Below are 16,824 nucleotides of genomic sequence, written 5' to 3'. Positions count from 1 at the left end.
ACAGGGAGGGCCGCACGATGGCGGTGACGACAGAGGCGAAGGCGACTCGGGCGCGCACGGGGCTGCCGGAGGTGGCCGACCCCTCGCAGGTCGCACCGACCGACGCACGGGCGCTGTCCCGGATCTTCTTCGACCGGCTGACCAAGCTGGAAGAGGGCACGCACGAGTTCCAGTACGCCCGCAACACGCTGATCGAGATGAACATGTCTCTGGTCCGCTACGCGGCCGGCCGGTTCCGCAGCCGGGGCCCGCAGGAGATGGAGGACATCGTCCAGGTCGGCATGATCGGGCTGATCAAGGCGATCGACCGGTTCGAGCTGGCCCGCGAGGTGGAGTTCACCTCGTTCGCCGTGCCGTACATCGTCGGTGAGATCAAGCGTTTCTTCCGCGACACCTCGTGGGCGGTGCACGTGCCGCGCCGGCTCCAGGAGGCCCGGGTCGAGCTGGCCAAGGCCACCGAGGAGCTGAGCAGCCGGCTGGGGCGCAAGCCCACCACGCAGGAGCTGGCGGAGCTGATGAACCTGCCCGAGGCGGAGGTCGTCGACGCGATGGTGGCCTCCAACGGCTACACCTCCGCGTCCCTGGACGCCGCGGTCGGCGGCAGCGAGGACGGCGAGAGCGTCCTGGCCGACTTCATCGGCGCCGAGGACATGTCCATGGAGCTGGTGGAGGACCTGCACAGCCTGGCCCCGCTGGTGGCGGAGCTGGACGAGCGCGACCGGCAGATCATCCACATGCGCTTCGTGGAGGAGCTCACGCAGGCGCAGATCGGCGAGCGCCTCGGCATCTCCCAGATGCACGTCTCCCGCCTGCTGAACCGTCTGCTGGCCCGGCTGCGGCAGGGCCTGCTGACCACCCGCTGAGCGACCCGCCCGAGCGGGTGCGCGTAGGCGCACGGGGCCGGACGCCGCCGTCCTGGGGAGGTGGGCGGTGTCCGGCCCCGTGCGTGCGTCGCGGGGGTGTCAGCGCGTCACGGTGTGCCGCTCGTCGGGCACGCAGTGCGTCATGGTCAGGCCCTCGACGTCGCGCGGCGGGTTCTCGCCCAGGTGCGACAGGCGCTTGCGGTCCTCGTCGGTGAGGTCCTGGCCGGCCAGCGGCTCCAGGTGCCGCACGTCACCGGCCGAGATGCCGAGCCCCTCGCCGACCCGGGTGCCCAGGTCGTTCTCCACGAGCAGGAAGTGCCACACCATGCGCTCCCGCACCGGGCGGTCGCACCGCGAGAGCTGCCCGACGAGGTTCTTCACCAGGTCGTCCCGCTCCCACTGCTCCATCAGCAGATAGCGCTGGCCGGCCTGGAGGTAGTCGTTGGCGCGGGGGATGCGGGCCCGGGTGAGCCGGCCGCGGATCTCGGGGCCCTGTTCCTCGTGCGCCGGGTACACCGCCTCCTGGAGGCCGCCCGTGATCGACGGTTCGTAGTTGACGATCGGGTTCGCTCCGCCGCCGTCGATGTGGTAGGTCATCTGGCCGTCGCGCTGGTTGGTGTGCACGTGCGCGCTCTTGGGCTGGTTGACCGGCAGCTGGAGGTAGTTGGGGCCGACCCGGTGGCGCTGGGTGTCGCTGTACGAGAACGTGCGGCCGACCAGCATCTTGTCGTCGGAGAAGTCGAGCCCGTCCACGAGGACACCGGTGCCGAAGGAGATCTGCTCGTTCGCCGCGAAGTAGTTCTCCGGCATCCGGTCGAGCACCATGCGGCCCACCGGGCGGGGCGGGAAGTCCTGCTCGGGCCAGGTCTTCGTGTCGTCCAGCGGGTCGAAGTCCAGCTCCGGGTGGTCGTTGTCGTCCATCAGCTGCACGAGCAGTTCCCACTCGGGGTGCTCGCCGCGCGCGATCGCCTCGTAGAGGTCCTTGGTGGCGTGGCCGAGCGAGTCCGCCTGGACGTTGGCCGCGTCCTCCTCGGTCATGCTGCGCACGCCCTGCCTGGGCATCCAGTGGTATTTCACCAGGACGGTGCGGCCCTCGTCGTTCACCCATTTGTAGGTGTTCACGCCGAAGCCCTGCATGTGCCGGTAGTCGGCGGGGATGCCGCGCGGGCTGAACAGGTTGACCAGCATGTGCATCGACTCCGGGGTCTGCGACATGAAGTCGAAGATCCGCCGGGGCTGCTGCTCGAAGGTCACCGGGTCGGGTTTGAGGGAGTGGATGACGTCGGGGAACTTGATGGCGTCCCGGATGAAGAAGACGCCGAGGTTGTTGCCGACGAGGTCCCAGTTGCCGTCCTCGGTGTAGAACTTCACCGCGAAGCCGCGCGGGTCGCGGGCGGCCTCGGAGGAGTCCCGGCCGCCGATCACCGTGGAGAACCGCACGGCCACCTCCGTGCGCCTGCCGCGCTCCTGGAACAGCCGGGCCCGGGTGTGGCGGCCGATCGGCTCGTCGCCCCAGGCGCCGTACGCCTCGAAGAAGCCGTACGCCGTCACGCCCCGGGCGTGCACGACCCGCTCCGGGATACGCTCCCGGTCGAAGTGGCTGATCTTCTCCAGGAACTGGTAGTTCTCCAGTGTCGCCGGGCCACGGGCGCCGACGGTCCGCTGGTTCTGGTTGTCGTAGACGGGATGGCCCTGCCGGTTGGTGAGGACCTTGCGGTCGTCGCCGGGGGCGGGGCCCGTGCTGGATACGTCCGTCATGCCCGTGGACTCCTTCGACCTCGACTCGTCCCTGTGGTTGCGGGGAGGGGGCGGCTGTGCGGCGGTGGCCGCCCGGCACGGGGCGGCGGACGGGCGGATGCGGGGCATGCGCCACGGCTGCCTGGATCGCCCCTGCCGGTGCGGATACGGTCACCTTCGCACCGTTACGCCCCTGCCACGGCCGGAGTTAGGCCGAACGGCCCGGCGTCGCGGCGGGCCGGGCGGTCAGCGCATCCGCGGCGGGCGTCCCCGCGCACCGCCGCCGGCCCGGCTGCCCGCGGTGTCGCCCTCGCCGCCGGTCCCGCTCCCACCGGCTCCGTCCTCGTCGGGACCGCCGTCACCGACCAGGGTCTCCTGGGCGTGCGGGACGACGCGGATCAGCCGCAGGACGCCCCAGACGATGAGGCCGGCCCCGGCCAGCTCCGGCAGCAGCCACACCCCGAGGCGGACGTGCTCGCCGAACAGCATCACGCCCAGCACCAGGCTCACCGTCGCGTCCCCGATGGTGAGCGCCGGCTGGGAGGCGGCCAGCGAGCCGGCCTGCAGGGCGTTCTCCAGGAGCAGCAGCGAGCTGATCCCGAGGACCGCGAAGCCGTAGGTCTGCCAGGTGGCGAGGAAGGCCGGGAAGCCGTCGGCGTCCAGGATCCCGCTGGCCGACTTCAGCATGGCGGCGGTCAGGGCGTTGCCGATGGCCGCCGCCCCGGCCAGTACGGCGGCCCGGAACAGCGGGGGCCGGCCGGGACGGGCCAGCACCACCGCCGCGCCCATCAGCCCCAGGCCGAGGAAGAGCGCCGGGACCCAGCGGACCATGGGTGCCTGGTCGTGCGATCCGGAGGGCGCGGCCGATACCAGCACCAGCACCAGTCCCGCGACCACGCCCGCGACGGCCCACCAGCCCGGCCCCGGCAGCCCGCGGCGCATGAGGACACCGGCGATGAGCAGGGCGAACGGCAGCTCCATGATGAACAGCGGCTGCACCAGCGCCATCGGCCCGTTGACCAGCGCGAGCGCCTGGAACATGGCGGAGGCGACCACGCCGCAGATACCCGCCAGCCAGACCGGGTGCCGGGCCAGGGCGAGCAGCAGCCGCAGGCCGCCGCCGGACGGCACGGCGGACGCGGCCTTCCGCTGGAAGGCCGTCCCCACGGCGTTGCTCGCGGCCCCCAGGACGGCGAAGAGCACGGCCAACCCGATCACAGTCCCACCATGCCCGACGCGGCGCCTCCCGTCCTGCGCTGGCGCCGCACCCGGTCACGCCGCCCCACTCCATCACGCGGCCTTTGGCAAGCCATAACGCTACCTTATGACCTCATAGACCGGACCCGCGTACTGACTTAGGCATGCCTTAGCTTAGGGTTGCGGTCGAGTCGTCGTTTCACCGCTCGAAGGGAAACTGATCATGCCGCGCCCTCTGCGGGTAGCCATCGTCGGAGCCGGTCCCGCCGGCATCTACGCCGCCGACGCCCTGCTCAAGTCCGGCGTGGCCGCCGAGCCGGGCGTGTCCATCGACCTCTTCGAGCGGATGCCCGCGCCGTTCGGCCTGATCCGCTACGGTGTCGCGCCCGACCACCCCCGGATCAAGGGCATCGTCACCGCGCTGCACCAGGTGCTCGACAAGCCGCAGATCCGGCTGTTCGGCAACGTCGACTACCCGGGCGACATCAGCCTGGACGACCTGCGCGCCTTCTACGACGCCGTGATCTTCTCCACCGGCGCCACGGCGGACCGGGCGCTGCGCGTGCCCGGCGTCGAGTTGGAGGGCTCCTACGGCGCCGCCGACTTCGTCTCCTGGTACGACGGGCACCCGGACGTGCCGCGCACCTGGCCGCTGGAGGCCGAGAAGGTCGCCGTCCTCGGTGTCGGCAACGTCGCCCTCGACGTGGCGCGGATCCTGGCCAAGACGGCCGACGAGCTGCTGCCGACCGAGATCCCGGCGAACGTGTACGAGGGCCTGAAGGCCAACAAGGCGCTGGAGATCCACGTCTTCGGCCGGCGCGGCCCGGCGCAGGCGAAGTTCAGCCCGATGGAGCTGCGGGAGCTGGACCACTCCCCCACCATCGAGGTCATCGTCGACCCCGAGGACATCGACTACGACGAGGGCTCCATCGCCACCCGGCGCGGCAACAAGCAGGCCGACATGGTCGCCAAGACGCTGGAGAACTGGGCCATCCGCGACGTCGGCGACCGGCCGCACAAGCTGTTCCTGCACTTCTTCGAGTCGCCGGCCGAGATCCTCGGCGAGGACGGCCGGGTGGCCGGCCTGCGCACCGAGCGCACCGAACTGGACGGCACCGGCAACGTCAAGGGCACCGGCACCTTCAAGGACTGGGACGTCACGGCCGTCTACCGCGCCGTGGGCTACCTGTCCGACCGGCTGCCGAAGCTGCCGTGGGACGATGACTCGGGCACGGTCCCGGACGCGGGCGGCCGGGTCGTCGGGGAGACCGGCGAGCCCGTGCGGTCGGCGTACGTCACCGGCTGGATCCGGCGCGGCCCGGTCGGTCTGATCGGCCACACCAAGGGCGACGCCAACGAGACGGTCGCCAACCTGCTGGACGACTACGCGGCCGGCCGGCTGCACACGCCCGCCTCGCCCGCCCCGGAGTCCGTCGACGCCTTCCTCGCCGAGCGGGGCGTCCGGTTCACCACCTGGGAGGGCTGGTACCGGCTGGACGCCGCCGAGAAGGCGCTGGGCGAGCCGCAGGGCCGGGAGCGCGTGAAGATCGTCGAGCGCGAGGACATGCTGAAGGCGAGCGGCGCTTAGGAGCGGCGCGCCTTGGGCCCGGGTTTCCGTACCGGCAGGCGTGTCCGCGCCCGGTGCGGAAACCCGGACTCCATGAGTAGCCCTCGTGAGGAGAACAGGCAGCCCGACGACGTCGGACCGGACGACGCGGCCGAGCGGGACGCCCCCGACTCGCCCACCGATCTGCCCGGCCGGTCCTGGGTCGCGGTGCTGCGCCGGGTCGTGCGGGAGTTCCAGGACGACGAGCTGACCGACCGCGCCGCCGCCCTGACCTACTACGGTGTGCTGGCGCTGTTCCCCGCACTGCTCGTCCTGGTCTCCCTGCTCGGCATCGCGGGCAAGTCCACCACCCAGCGGGTCCTGGACAACCTGCAGAAACTGGCGCCGGGTCCGGCCCGGGACGTCCTCGTCGACACCGTGCACCAGCTCCAGGGCAGCGCCGGCCTCGGCTCCGTGCTGGCGGTGGTGGGCCTGCTCGGCGCGATCTGGTCGGCGTCCGGGTACGTCGCCGCGTTCATCCGCGCCGCCAACGCCGTCTACGACGTCCCCGAGGGACGCCCGGTGTGGAAGGTGCTGCCGCTGCGCGTGGCGCTGACCGTCACGCTGATGGTGCTCGCCCTGGCCGGGGCCCTGATCGTGGTGTTCACCGGCGGGCTGGCCCGCAAGGCGGGCAGCGCGCTCGGGCTCGGGGACGCGGGCGTGACCGCGTGGTCCATCGCGAAGTGGCCCGTGCTGGTCGTGCTGGTCGTCCTCATGATCGCCCTGCTGTACCGGACCACCCCGAACGCCCGCGTCCACGGCCTCAAGTGGGTCACCCCGGGCAGCCTGGTCGCCCTGGTCATCTGGATCGCCGCGTCGGCGGGGTTCGCCTTCTACGTGGCGAACTTCGGCTCGTACAACAAGACGTACGGCACGCTGGCCGGTGTCATCGTCTTCCTGGTGTGGCTGTGGGTGACCAATCTGGCCATTCTGCTCGGGCTGGAGTTCGATGCGGAGCTGGCCCGGCAGCGGGTGATCGACGGCGGTCATCCGGCGGACGAGGAGCCGTACGTCGAGCCCCGGGACACCCGCGCCTGGGACGAACAGGACCAGCGGCGCATGGGCGAGGACCGCTGACACGGGGCGAGCCGTGCCCCCTGGGGAAGGGGGCACGGCTCGTCGCCTTCACGCGGGCCCGGGAGCGCCGGAGCGCACCGGTCCGCGTCCGGGGACCTTACTTGTTGGAGCAGGTGTTCCCGAAGGCCGGGTTGAGCAGGCCGATCACGTCGATCGAGTTGCCGCACAGGTTCAGGTTGAGGTCGACGGGGACCTGGATGACGTTGCCGGACAGGACCCCGGGGCTGTTGGCGGCGACGCCCTCGGCGCCGGCGTCGGCGGCGGCGGTGCCCGCGCACGTCAGCAGAGCCGCGCCGGCCAGGACCGCGGCGGCCGTCATTCGGATCCTCATGAGAACTCCTGTCGTTCGAAGTGGCACGTGCCTCCACAGTGACCTCGCGGCACCCCGCCGGACACGGTTCAGCGGCCGAACGGCGTAGCCATGTCAGTCTTCGCGGGGGTGAGTTGGTCCGAACGGGGAAGCGGGAGCCTCCCCGAACGGGGGACGGCGCGGGGCTCCCGGTGAGCGTCCCTCGTCAACCTCGCGCCACCGCCCGCCACGGGCGGCTCCTCCGGGCCGGACGGGCCGGCCGCGACCGTGCGCGGCCGGCGCCGACAGGACGCCCGTCCCGGCAGGAGGCGGGCGGTCCTGGGTCTCGGCGGCGCCCGGGGGCCGGCCCGGGGACGGGGCCGGGACGGGGCCGGGACACGACCGGGACGGGACCCGCCGCACCGATCATGATCCGCTGTGGCGATACTGGGAGGCGCACGCCGTCCCCGCCCGCAGATTTGGCCCATGTCGAACTCTCTCGCCTCCCGTCCCGCGGCCCCACCCACGGTGTGGGCGGCCCGCGGCCGCCACACCGGTCCCGCCGCGGCCGGTGCCGTACGACGCCGCCTGGAGCGGCTCAAGGCCGACGACGTCCTGCACAGCCATGCCGAACCGGACGACGTCGACCGCTCCCGCGAGCACGTCTTCGAGGCCCGCTGGCTGGTGCCGGGCGAGGTCACCGTCCGCGCCCGGCTCGCCCTGTCGCCGCCCCGCGGCTCCGCCCAGGAGCAGGAGTGGGTGCTGGTGGCGGAGGCGGAACAGCCCTGGGACCCGCGCTGGCCGTCCCCGGCGACCATGTTCTGGCCGCCGGAGCCCGACGCCGGCTGGGACCACGAGGCCGTCACCGGGGTGCGGCTGGGCGACGCCGGCGACCTGCCGGAGGACGACAAGGAGCTGCGGCGGGTGCTGCGGCACGCGGTGCGGGACACCTGGTGCGTCCATGTCGTCGTGCACGAGGCCATGACCCCCGACGAGCACGGGCGCCGGGCGCTGGTGCGGCTGCTCCCCGAGGGTCTGCGGCACCGGGTCGTGGAGCACCGCGCCGCACCGCACCGCCTGCGGGCCGTCAACTGGGTGCTGGACGACTTCGGGGCCCGGGTGCCCCGCGGCGGCGCCGTCGTCCTGCCCGGCAGCCCGGCGGCGCCCGGGTACGACGCGCAGGAGTTCTCCGTGCGCAGCGTCTTCCTGGACGGCAACGAACCGGCCGAGGTCCTGGCCGCCGTGGCCCGGTTCGACGCGCTGCCCAGGCCGCTGCCGGAGGGCGGCGAGCAGGCCCTCACGGCGCTGCGCGAGCAGTGGCACCTGCGGACCGTCGAGGAGGAACTCGTCCGGGCGCGCGAACTGGTGACCATGTACGCCGAGGCCCTGGACGCGATGACGAAGTCCCGGGACCTGTACCGCGAGGCGGCCGAACGGGCCAACGAGGCCCTGACCGTCTACCGGGAGGCCGCCGGGGACCCGGCCGTCCCGGCGGACGGGAGGGCCGCCCGGCCGGCCGCGGGCTCGCCCTTCCAGAGCCTGGCGCGCGGCCTCGGACGCCTGAAGGGCCTGTCGCTGCGCCCGGGCGCGGCGACGGACCCGGTGCCGCCCGCACCGCCGGAACCGCCCGCGCTGCCTGCACCGGACGGCGGCCCCGCCACGGACCCCACTCCCCGTGACGCCACTCCCCCGGCCGGGGACTGACCCCGGCCCGGCGCCGGAGCGGCCGGGAGGCGGGGGCGCGGCGCGGTCCCGGCGTGCCGGGACGTGTCAGGTGCCGCAGGCTGGATACGCGGTCCGCACAGCATCTCGCCCGTCCGGGAGGTCATCCACGCCATGGGCAGCGACACTCACGACGGCACGGCCGGCGGCACGCGCACGGCGCCCCCGGCCGCGTACCGGTCCGCAACGACGCTCCGGGTCAACGGCAAGCCGCACACTCTCGTCCTGGACCACCGGCGCGTCCTGCTGGACGTGCTGCGGGAGGACCTGGACCTCACGGGGTCGAAGAAGGGCTGCGACCACGGTCAGTGCGGAGCCTGCACGGTCCTGGTCGACGGGCGCCGCACCAACAGCTGCCTGCTGCTCGCCGTGGCCGCCGACGGCTGCGAGGTGACGACCGTCGAGGGGCTGGCGGGCGACGGCGAGGAGCTGCACCCGCTGCAGCAGGCGTTCCTGGACCGGGACGCCTTCCAGTGCGGGTACTGCACGCCGGGGCAGCTCTGCTCGGCGGTCGGCGTGCTGGCCGAGGCCGCGGCCGGCCACCCCTCCCACGTCACCGGCCCCGCTGCCCCCTCCGGCCGTCCGGTGCCGCTGGACGCGGACGAGATCCGCGAACGCCTCAGCGGCAACCTGTGCCGCTGCGGCGCCTATCCGCACATCGTCGAGGCCGTGCAGGACGTCGCCCCGTGAAGCCCTTCGGTTATGTGCGGGCGGGCAGCGTCGAGGAGGCGGCGGACGCCTTCGCCGCGCATCCCGGCGCCCGCTATCTCGGCGGCGGCACCAACCTCGTCGACCTGATGAAGCTGGGCGTGGAGCGGCCCGCCCTCCTCGTCGACGTCACCCGGCTGCCGCTGGACACGGTCCGGGAGCTGCCCGACGGCTCGCTGCGCGTGGGCGCCACCGTCCGCAACAGCGACCTGGCGGCGCATCCGCTGGTCCGCGACCGGTATCCGGCGCTGTCCCAGGCCCTGCTCGCCGGTGCCTCCGGGCAGCTGCGCAACGCGGCCACCACCGGCGGCAACCTGCTCCAGCGCACCCGCTGCCCCTACTTCCAGGACCTGTCCAAGCCGTGCAACAAGCGGGAGCCGGGCAGCGGCTGCGGCGCCCGGCAGAGCGTGCACCGCGACCACGCGGTGCTGGGCTGGTCCGACCGGTGCGTCGCCACCCACCCCTCCGACATGGCGGTGGCACTGGCCGCCCTGGACGCGCGGGTGGAGCTGTACGGGGAGCAGGGCGCCCGGAGCGTCCCGGCGGCCGAGTTCCACCGGCTGCCCGGCGACCACCCGGAGCAGGACACCGTGATCCGCCCGGGCGAGCTGATCACGTCCGTGCTGCTCCCCGCGTCCACGGCGGGGCTGCCCTCCGCCTACCGCAAGGCCCGCGACCGGGCCTCGTACGCGTTCGCCCTGGCGTCGGTCGCGGTGGTGCTGCGGGTCGCGGACGGCGCGGTCGCGCGGGCCGGGATCGCCTTCGGGGCGCTGGCGCACCGGCCCTGGCGGGCGGCCCGCGCCGAACAGGAGCTGCTGGGCGGCCCGGCCACCCCGGAGGCGTTCGGGCGGGCCGTGGACGCGGAACTCGCCGCGGCCCGGCCGCTGCGGGACAACGCCTACAAGGTGCCCCTGGCCCGCGGCCTCGCCGTGGACGTGCTGACCCGGCTCGCGGACGCCGCCGGCCCCTGAACCCGGCGGCCGGCCCACCCGCCCGGCCGCGCCGTCACCTCGCGGCCCGTAGTGCCCCGGCCGTCCCGCGCGGCCCGTCGTGCCACCGCCGTCCCGCGCGGCCCGTCATGTCCCGGCCGTCACGGCACGGCCCGTCTCGTCACAGGAGGACTCCATGGCTGCCGGCATCGGTACCGCGCTGGGCGCTCCCGCCGAGCGCCGCGAAGGGCGCCTGAAGGTCACCGGCGGCGCCCGGTACGCCGCCGAGCACCCGCTGCCGGGCCGCGTGCACGCCTGGCCCGTGCCCGCCTCGGTCGCCCGCGGCCGGGTGCGGGCCGTCGACACCTCGGCCGCGCTGAAGGTGCCGGGCGCGCTGGCGGTGCTCACCCATGAGAACGCCCCCCGGATCGCCGAGCCGGACGACCCGATCCTCGGCGTCCTGCAAAGCCCCGAGGTGCCGCACCGGGGCTGGTTCGTCGCCCTGGCCGTGGCCGAGTCGCTGGAGGCGGCCCGCGCGGCCGCCGCGGCGGTCGAGGTCGAGTACGCCACCGAGAGCCACGACGTCACCCTGACCGCCGACCACCCCGGCGCCTACGAGCCGGACACCGCCAACGGCGGCTTCCCCGGCCGCCGCGAGCACGGCCACCCCGAGAGCGCCTTCGCCTCGGCGCCCGTCCGTGTCGACGTCTCCTACCGGGTGCCGCCGCTGCACAACCACCCCATGGAACCGCACGCCAGCACGGCGCACTGGGAGGGCGGCCGGCTGACCGTGTACACCTCCAGCCAGGGCGGCACCGACGTACGTTCCGCGCTGGCCGCGCTGTTCGGGATGGACGAGGGGCGGATCACGGTCGTCACCGAGCACGTCGGCGGCGGCTTCGGCTCCAAGGGCACCGCGCGTCCGGACGTGGTGCTCGCGGTGATGGCGGCACGGGCGACCGGGCGGCCCGTCACCGTGGCCCTCCCCCGCCGCTGCCTGCCCGCCGTCGTCGGCCACCGGGCACCCACGCTGCACCGGGTCCGGCTGGGCGCCGGGGCCGACGGCCGGCTGACCTCCCTCACCCATGTGGTGACCACGTGCACCTCGCGGATCAAGGAGTTCGTGGAGCAGGCGGCCGTGCCCGCCCGCGTCATGTACGCCGCGCCGAACAGCCTCACCACCCACCGGGTGGTACGCCTCGACGTGCCCAGCCCCTCCTGGATGCGGGCCCCCGGCGAGGCGCCCGGCATGTACGCCCTGGAGTCCGCCCTGGACGAGCTGGCCGCCGAACTGGGCATGGACCCGGTGGAGCTGCGGGTGCGCAACGAGCCGGAGCGCGAACCGGACAGCGGCAAGCCGTTCAGCAGCAGGCACCTCGTGGACTGCCTGCGCGAGGGCGCGCGGCGGTTCGGCTGGGAGGGCCGCGATCCCCGGCCCCGGTCCCGCGCGGAGGGCCCCCTGCTGGTCGGTACGGGCGTGGCCTCGGCCACCTACCCGGCGTACGTCCAGCCGTCCACCGCCCGGGCGCGGGCGCTGCCCGACGGCACGTTCGTGGTCGAGGTGAACGCCACCGACATCGGCACCGGGGCCCGTACGGTGCTGGCCCAGGTCGCGGCGGACGCGCTCGGGGTCCCGCTGGAGCGGGTGCACACCGAGGTGGGCAACAGCGATCTGCCGGCGGCGTCGCTGGCGGGCGGCTCGTCCGGGACCGCGTCCTGGGGCTGGCCGGTGCACGAGGCCTGTGTCCGGCTGGCCGCCCGGCTCGCCGAGCACGCCGGCCCGCCGCCCGGGGCGGGGCTGAGCGCCCGCGCGGACACCGCGGGCCAGGCCGACGCGGAGAGTTCCTACGCGCGCCACGCCTTCGGGGCGCACTTCGCCGAGGTCACCGTGGACACGGTGACCGGCGAGGTCCGGGTCCGCCGGATGCTCGGGGTGTTCGCGGCGGGACGGATCCTGAACTCCCGCACCGCGCGCTCCCAGTTCATCGGCGGCATGACCATGGGGCTGGGCATGGCGCTGACCGAGGGCAGCACCATGGACCCGGTGTTCGGTGACTTCGTGGAGTCGGACCTGGCGTCCTACCACGTGCCCGCGCACGCCGACGTGCCGCGGATCGAGGCGCACTGGATCGAGGAGACCGACGCCCATCTCAACCCGATGGGGAGCAAGGGGATCGGGGAGATCGGCATCGTGGGCAGCGCGGCGGCCGTCGGCAACGCGGTCCACCACGCCACCGGGGTCCGCTTCCGGGAGCTGCCGCTGACACCGGACAAGGTGCTCGGCGCGCTGGCCGGCTGACCGGTACGCCGGCCGACAGGCCTGGACGGGATGCGCGCCGCGTGTCCCGTCCGGGGCCCGCGGTCAGTCGGTGGGCAGTGGTGCCGGGTGCCGTTCCGCCACGTGCACCATCAGGAGCAGGGAGAGCGCGGCCAGCGAGGCGAGCGCGGCGCACACCGCGGTGAGCCCGGCACTGGAGGGCGGTGCCACGGTGATCGCGAGGACGCGGGTCAGCTCCGCCGGGGCGAACCGGCCCTCCAGATAGCCGAGCGCCGCCAGCACCGCCGGCACCACCGAGCCCGCCACCAGGACCGCCACTCCGGCCCGCACGGCCAGGGTGACGGCCAGCGCGCCGCACAGGGCCGACACGGCGAGGGCGACCCCGTAGACGAGGAAGGGCGCGCCCTCCCGCCGCAGCGGGAAGTGGGCCACGCCGCACACCACGAGCGCGGCGGCGGCGACCCAGCCGGGCCAGAACACCGGGCGTCCGGCGCGGGCGCCGCGCATGCCGCGGCCCTCGGCGTCCGGCGCCGTGTCCTCGCCGTCCTGCCCGTCATGTACATCCTGCCCGTCATACACGTTCTGCCCGTCCGGGGCGCCGGTGAGTGCGGAGGAGTCGTCAGCGGCCGTCGCGCCGAGCGGTGACTCCTCCCGCGGTGCGGCCGGTTCGTTCCCGGCGTCGTACGACCGTCCGCCCGCGCGGGCCAGGCCGCCCACGACGTCCACGAGTTCGTCGGCGGTCCGGGCGCCGACCGCCGCGCGGACCGCCTCCCGGCCGCAGTGCGGCCGCTGGGGCGCCCGGTGCAGCAGCGCCAGCAGGCGGGTGACGTCCTCGACGCCGCGGTGCTCGACCGCGGCGCGGATCGCGGCGTCGGCGCCGTCGGCCGGGCGCGGTGGCCGGGTCAGCTCGGCGACCAGCCGGGCCACGTCCTCCACCGGCAGGAGGGTGACGAGCCGGACCACGTCCGCCACGGGGCACTCCCCCGGGCCGGCCCGGTGGGCCTCCTCGGGGACGGCGACGGCGGACCGGTGCGGCTGGGGTGGTGAAGAGCGGGTGGTCATCTGGGCTCCCTGGCAGGGGTGCGGCCGCTCCGGTGCCCCCGACGTGCGACACGCGACTTACCCTGACCATTACTAGAACCGGCCCCGCCGGGCCGCCAGCCGGGTGCGGCGCGGGAGTGAGGGCGCGCGGGGCGGACAGAAGCACCGGGTAGGACACCGGACCGGAGAGGCCCTGACAGAGCCGACAGCGCCTGCCAGAGCCGGGAGGAGAGGACGGAACCGTGGATTCCACCACGAAGGTGCTCCTGGTCGCCGCGGTCCTGGCCGCCGTCGTGCTCGCCCTGGCGATCACCGTGTTCGTGCGGCTGGTGCGGGCCCGGCGGGACCTGCGCCGCGCCGGGCTGCCGACCGGGCCGCGCTGGGTCTTCTGGGGTGCCGTCCTCTACTTCGTCCTGCCGGTGGACCTGCTGCCCGACCCGGTGTACCTCGACGACATCGGCGTCCTGCTGCTCGCGCTGCGCACCCTGCAGAGCGCCGCGGACACGCCGCTGACCGCGCGGCGGGCGGGGTGTTCCGAGCCCCGGAGGCTGCCGCGCGCCGGTGATTACGCTCCGTAAGGAAACCATTCACCCGTTCGGCTCGTATAAGTCTCCGGAACCCGAAACAAAGTCAGCGGGCCAAGCGAGACCGCAAGGACCACCACCGCTTGATCGCGGCTGCACCGACAGGGGAGAGACGATGCAACCGTTCGCGCTCAACTACGCACGTCCGGCCGTGGAGTGGGAAGCCACCACGCCGTACGTCTACGACTCCGGACTGCAACTGAACGTGCTCCTCGACGGCCGGATCGCCGCCAGTGACCACGGGCTGCTCAGGGAACTGGGCACCACCACCTCCACGGCGGGCTCCAAGACACACTTCGACGACTGACCACGCCGACGACGATGACCGTACTCATCCTCACCGGCGAGGAGGACGTGACCGCGGACATGGTGGTGGTGCACCTGAACGCCGCCCAGGTCCCGGTGGTCCGGCTGGACCCGGCCGACCTGACCGCGGGCGCCGCGCTCTCGGGCGAGTTCGCGCACGGTTCCTTCCGCGGCCATCTGTCCTGCGGGGGGCGGCTGGTGGGCCTCGACGGGCTGCGCTCGGTCTGGGTGCGCAGGCCCGGCACGCCCGCGTCCCGCGCGGCCCAGCCCTCGGCCTGGCTCACCGAGGAGACGGCGCAGGCCCTGTACGGCATGCTGCGCGGCTGCGGGGCGCGCTGGATGAACCATCCCGACGCCGCGCACCGGGCCCGGCACAAGCCCTGGCAGCTGCGGCTCGCCCAGCACTGCGGCCTCCCGGTGCCGGCCACCCTCATCACGACCTTCCCGCAGGCCGCCCGGGAGTTCGCCGCGCGCTTCCCTGACCTGGTGGTCAAGCCGGTCTCCGGGGCGCACCCGCAGGAGCCGCCGCGGGCGGTGCCGACCAGCCGGGTCGCGCCGGACACGGACTTCGCGGCCGTCGCCTACGGCCCCACGCTGCTGCAACGGCGTATCGCCAAGCGGGCCGACATCCGGCTCACCGCCGTGGGCGATGTCCTGCTGGCCGCCCGCAAGACGACACCGGCGGACGCGGACCCCGACGAGGTGGACGTCCGCTTCGCCCGGTCCATCACCCCCTGGCGGCCGGCCGAGGTCCCGCCCCGGGTGGCCGCGGCCGTGCGCGGCTATCTGCGCGAGGCGGAACTGGCCTACGGCGCCTTCGACTTCGCGGAGGACGCCGACGGCACCTGGTGGTTCCTGGAGTGCAACCAGTCGGGGCAGTTCGGCTTCATCGAGGTGGAGACGGGCCAGCCCATCGCCCGCGCCATCGCCGAGTGGCTGGCACTGGAGACGTCCGCCGCCGGATCGTGACCGGGGCCAGGGCCGGGCCGCGACGGGTTCCGGCACGCGGTGCCAAGGACCGTCACGGGCGCCCCGGCCCGCTGCGCGGGGCGGTCAGACGGCCAGCGACAGGCCGCTGTCCGCGTCGGGGTCCGTGGGGACGGCGGCCGGCCGGGCGGTGGCGAGCAGCAGCGCGTCCGCCCGGGCGATCGCGTCGTGGACGCTGGTGGTGCCCATCATCACGCACAGGGTGTAACTGACGTCCTCCAGCTCCTGGGCCGCTTCGGCCCGTTCCCTCTCCGCCTGAGCGATCTTCAGCGATGCGTACCGGGTCAGCAACGTCCTGACGACCTTCGGATCCGGAACCAGCACGGAGCGCCCCTCTCTCGAATTTTTTCTGCGTATGCCCCAGGCACGCCGTGCCATGCGCGCAGAGCGCCTCACGGCAGATGATTGTCCGGATTCAGTCGGCTTCCGGTGGGAGTATCAGGGAGCGGCAGCAGGGTCCGCCGGCCGGCACCGGTCGCGCTCCCGCGCGGGGCAGCCGCGCGCCGCGCTCGCTTCCTCGGGTGACGCTCACCGGGGCCTCCGCCGCACCACTGGGCCGCTCCTCCACGGGCAGCCCGCGTTCGCGGCGACTGGGCGCCGCACGACCCGGCGGAGGTATCCGCAATATAGGTGCTTTCGGGATCTTCGGCCACTACTGGGCGAGCGGCGCGCGCACCGCGCAGGCGGAAAACTCGGCGCCAGGCACCGCTTCGAGAGGAGGGCTTCCGGTCGCGGACGGAGATCCACGGCGGAATCGCCGTCGGCGCGCGCCACCGGGACGGGCCGGGCAGGCCGATGAGGACAGGTCGGGGCGGCGGGGGCGGGCAGGGTCACTGCGCGAGCGCGTCGGCCAGCTCCGAGGTGGCGCGGGCGATCTCCCCGTCCTGTTCCGCCAGCAGGGTCCGCAGGGCGCCCGGACGGGACCGGACGGCCTGGCGGGCCCGCCGCTCCCACTCCGCCGGGTTCTCCCGGTGGTTGAGGAGCTTGGGGTAGACGGCGGCGACGCTCTCCCACTGGCGGGCGTCGGCGATGTTCTTGAGCAGCTGGATGATCTGCGGCCGGCACGTCACCTGCGGCAACTGGGCCAGCTCCCACAGGAACGGCACGGTGGCGGCGGTCGCCTGCTCCACCACGAACCCGTACTGGCACACGCGCGTGCGCAGCTCGTCCAGGGCCGCCCGGGCGGTCTCGGCGTCGTCCTGGGCCATGCCGCGCAGCAGCCGGGGGATGCCGGCCGCGCAGCCGCTGGAGTCCTGGATGTCGCCCCAGGGGACCTCCTCCAGCGCCGACAGGGCCGTGGCGGCGGCCCCGCCGGCCGCGGGCGTCGCGCGGTCGCCGCGCTGTGTGCTCGGCTGCTGCTCCGTCGGTGCGGTGCGCATGGCGTCGGACCTTTCCGCGGCGGTCGTATGGGGGGAGGTGACTCAGCGGGGCGGTGCGGGCGTCGCAGGGGCGACAGCGGTGGTCGCGTCCGGTGTTCCGAGCGTGGGGCTCGCAGGTGAG

General features: G+C 74.2%; 16 protein-coding genes. 10 read left to right on the top strand and 6 right to left on the bottom strand.

Translation table 11 applies throughout. The features are described 5' to 3' along the window. Nucleotides 1–17: 17 nt before the first annotated feature. The gene (locus ABZ858_RS05830) at nt 18–863 is read left to right on the top strand and encodes an RNA polymerase sigma factor SigF (RefSeq protein WP_361373072.1); all 846 of its coding nucleotides are present in this window, start codon (nt 18–20) and stop codon (nt 861–863) included. 99 nt (nt 864–962) lie between these two features. On the opposite strand, the gene ABZ858_RS05825 is transcribed toward ABZ858_RS05830, so the two are convergent. After that, nucleotides 963–2,621: a catalase gene (locus ABZ858_RS05825; RefSeq protein ID WP_361373070.1), complete on the bottom strand. Its 1,659-nt coding sequence runs from the start codon at nt 2,619–2,621 to the stop codon at nt 963–965. A 225-nt stretch (nt 2,622–2,846) separates the two neighbouring features. Beyond that, entirely contained in the window at nt 2,847–3,818 is a 972-nt protein-coding gene (locus ABZ858_RS05820; RefSeq protein ID WP_361373068.1) for a DMT family transporter, read from the bottom strand. Nucleotides 3,819–4,020: 202 nt separating this feature from the next. On the opposite strand from ABZ858_RS05820, the gene ABZ858_RS05815 reads away from it, so the two are divergent. Then, nucleotides 4,021–5,385: an FAD-dependent oxidoreductase gene (locus ABZ858_RS05815; protein WP_361373066.1), complete on the top strand. Its 1,365-nt coding sequence runs from the start codon at nt 4,021–4,023 to the stop codon at nt 5,383–5,385. A 72-nt stretch (nt 5,386–5,457) separates the two neighbouring features. After that, a complete protein-coding gene (locus ABZ858_RS05810) occupies nt 5,458–6,480 on the top strand; it encodes a YihY/virulence factor BrkB family protein (protein ID WP_361373064.1) in 1,023 nt (340 codons plus the stop codon). 97 nt (nt 6,481–6,577) lie between these two features. Here the strand turns inward: ABZ858_RS05810 and ABZ858_RS05805 are convergent, their stop codons facing one another. Further along, nucleotides 6,578–6,811, bottom strand: coding sequence for a chaplin (locus ABZ858_RS05805; protein WP_361373062.1), 234 nt, complete (start codon nt 6,809–6,811; stop codon nt 6,578–6,580). Between the two features lie 444 nt (nt 6,812–7,255). On the opposite strand from ABZ858_RS05805, the gene ABZ858_RS05800 reads away from it, so the two are divergent. From ABZ858_RS05800 to ABZ858_RS05785, 4 genes are all read left to right on the top strand, one after another. Continuing rightward, a complete protein-coding gene (locus ABZ858_RS05800) occupies nt 7,256–8,473 on the top strand; it encodes a hypothetical protein (protein WP_361373060.1) in 1,218 nt (405 codons plus the stop codon). Between the two features lie 132 nt (nt 8,474–8,605). Beyond that, nucleotides 8,606–9,181 (top strand): 2Fe-2S iron-sulfur cluster-binding protein, encoded by a 576-nt coding sequence (locus ABZ858_RS05795; RefSeq protein WP_361373058.1) that lies wholly within the window; start codon nt 8,606–8,608, stop codon nt 9,179–9,181. Next, the gene (locus ABZ858_RS05790) at nt 9,178–10,170 is read left to right on the top strand and encodes a xanthine dehydrogenase family protein subunit M (protein WP_361373056.1); all 993 of its coding nucleotides are present in this window, start codon (nt 9,178–9,180) and stop codon (nt 10,168–10,170) included. Before ABZ858_RS05795 ends, ABZ858_RS05790 begins: the two co-directional genes overlap by 4 nt. Nucleotides 10,171–10,324: 154 nt before the next feature. Continuing rightward, nucleotides 10,325–12,427 (top strand): xanthine dehydrogenase family protein molybdopterin-binding subunit, encoded by a 2,103-nt coding sequence (locus ABZ858_RS05785; RefSeq protein ID WP_361373054.1) that lies wholly within the window; start codon nt 10,325–10,327, stop codon nt 12,425–12,427. Between the two features lie 63 nt (nt 12,428–12,490). Here the strand turns inward: ABZ858_RS05785 and ABZ858_RS05780 are convergent, their stop codons facing one another. Beyond that, entirely contained in the window at nt 12,491–13,468 is a 978-nt protein-coding gene (locus ABZ858_RS05780) for a hypothetical protein (RefSeq protein ID WP_361373052.1), read from the bottom strand. 221 nt (nt 13,469–13,689) lie between these two features. On the opposite strand from ABZ858_RS05780, the gene ABZ858_RS05775 reads away from it, so the two are divergent. From ABZ858_RS05775 to tgmB, 3 genes are all read left to right on the top strand, one after another. Continuing rightward, nucleotides 13,690–14,025: a YkvA family protein gene (locus ABZ858_RS05775; protein WP_361373050.1), complete on the top strand. Its 336-nt coding sequence runs from the start codon at nt 13,690–13,692 to the stop codon at nt 14,023–14,025. 121 nt (nt 14,026–14,146) lie between these two features. Next, complete coding sequence (gene tgmA / locus ABZ858_RS05770; protein WP_361373048.1) at nt 14,147–14,338, top strand: putative ATP-grasp-modified RiPP; 192 nt, start codon at nt 14,147–14,149, stop codon at nt 14,336–14,338. Between the two features lie 14 nt (nt 14,339–14,352). Continuing rightward, the gene (gene tgmB, locus ABZ858_RS05765) at nt 14,353–15,306 is read left to right on the top strand and encodes an ATP-grasp ribosomal peptide maturase (RefSeq protein ID WP_361373046.1); all 954 of its coding nucleotides are present in this window, start codon (nt 14,353–14,355) and stop codon (nt 15,304–15,306) included. A gap of 84 nt (nt 15,307–15,390) precedes the next feature. On the opposite strand, the gene ABZ858_RS05760 is transcribed toward tgmB, so the two are convergent. Both ABZ858_RS05760 and ABZ858_RS05755 read right to left on the bottom strand, forming a co-directional pair. Next, entirely contained in the window at nt 15,391–15,648 is a 258-nt protein-coding gene (locus ABZ858_RS05760) for a DUF5133 domain-containing protein (RefSeq protein WP_361373044.1), read from the bottom strand. 506 nt (nt 15,649–16,154) lie between these two features. Continuing rightward, a complete protein-coding gene (locus ABZ858_RS05755; protein WP_361373042.1) occupies nt 16,155–16,703 on the bottom strand; it encodes a hypothetical protein in 549 nt (182 codons plus the stop codon). Between the last annotated feature and the right edge of the window lie 121 nt (nt 16,704–16,824).

The sequence above is a fragment of the Streptomyces sp. NPDC047017 genome (assembly GCF_040644175.1).
Taxonomy (GTDB): domain Bacteria; phylum Actinomycetota; class Actinomycetes; order Streptomycetales; family Streptomycetaceae; genus Streptomyces.
This window is presented reverse-complemented; position numbering and strand designations above follow the sequence as displayed.

Bases quoted from the DNA above. Each gene is read 5' to 3' on its own strand.
- ABZ858_RS05830 (WP_361373072.1), top strand. From the start codon at position 18: ATGGCGGTGACGACAGAGGCGAAGGCGACTCGGGCGCGCACGGGGCTG.
- ABZ858_RS05825 (WP_361373070.1), bottom strand. From the start codon at position 2,621: ATGACGGACGTATCCAGCACGGGCCCCGCCCCCGGCGACGACCGCAAG.
- ABZ858_RS05815 (WP_361373066.1), top strand. From the start codon at position 4,021: ATGCCGCGCCCTCTGCGGGTAGCCATCGTCGGAGCCGGTCCCGCCGGC.
- ABZ858_RS05810 (WP_361373064.1), top strand. From the start codon at position 5,458: ATGAGTAGCCCTCGTGAGGAGAACAGGCAGCCCGACGACGTCGGACCG.
- ABZ858_RS05805 (WP_361373062.1), bottom strand. From the start codon at position 6,811: ATGAGGATCCGAATGACGGCCGCCGCGGTCCTGGCCGGCGCGGCTCTG.
- ABZ858_RS05800 (WP_361373060.1), top strand. From the start codon at position 7,256: ATGTCGAACTCTCTCGCCTCCCGTCCCGCGGCCCCACCCACGGTGTGG.
- ABZ858_RS05795 (WP_361373058.1), top strand. From the start codon at position 8,606: ATGGGCAGCGACACTCACGACGGCACGGCCGGCGGCACGCGCACGGCG.
- ABZ858_RS05785 (WP_361373054.1), top strand. From the start codon at position 10,325: ATGGCTGCCGGCATCGGTACCGCGCTGGGCGCTCCCGCCGAGCGCCGC.
- ABZ858_RS05780 (WP_361373052.1), bottom strand. From the start codon at position 13,468: ATGACCACCCGCTCTTCACCACCCCAGCCGCACCGGTCCGCCGTCGCC.
- tgmA (WP_361373048.1), top strand. From the start codon at position 14,147: ATGCAACCGTTCGCGCTCAACTACGCACGTCCGGCCGTGGAGTGGGAA.
- tgmB (WP_361373046.1), top strand. From the start codon at position 14,353: ATGACCGTACTCATCCTCACCGGCGAGGAGGACGTGACCGCGGACATG.
- ABZ858_RS05755 (WP_361373042.1), bottom strand. From the start codon at position 16,703: ATGCGCACCGCACCGACGGAGCAGCAGCCGAGCACACAGCGCGGCGAC.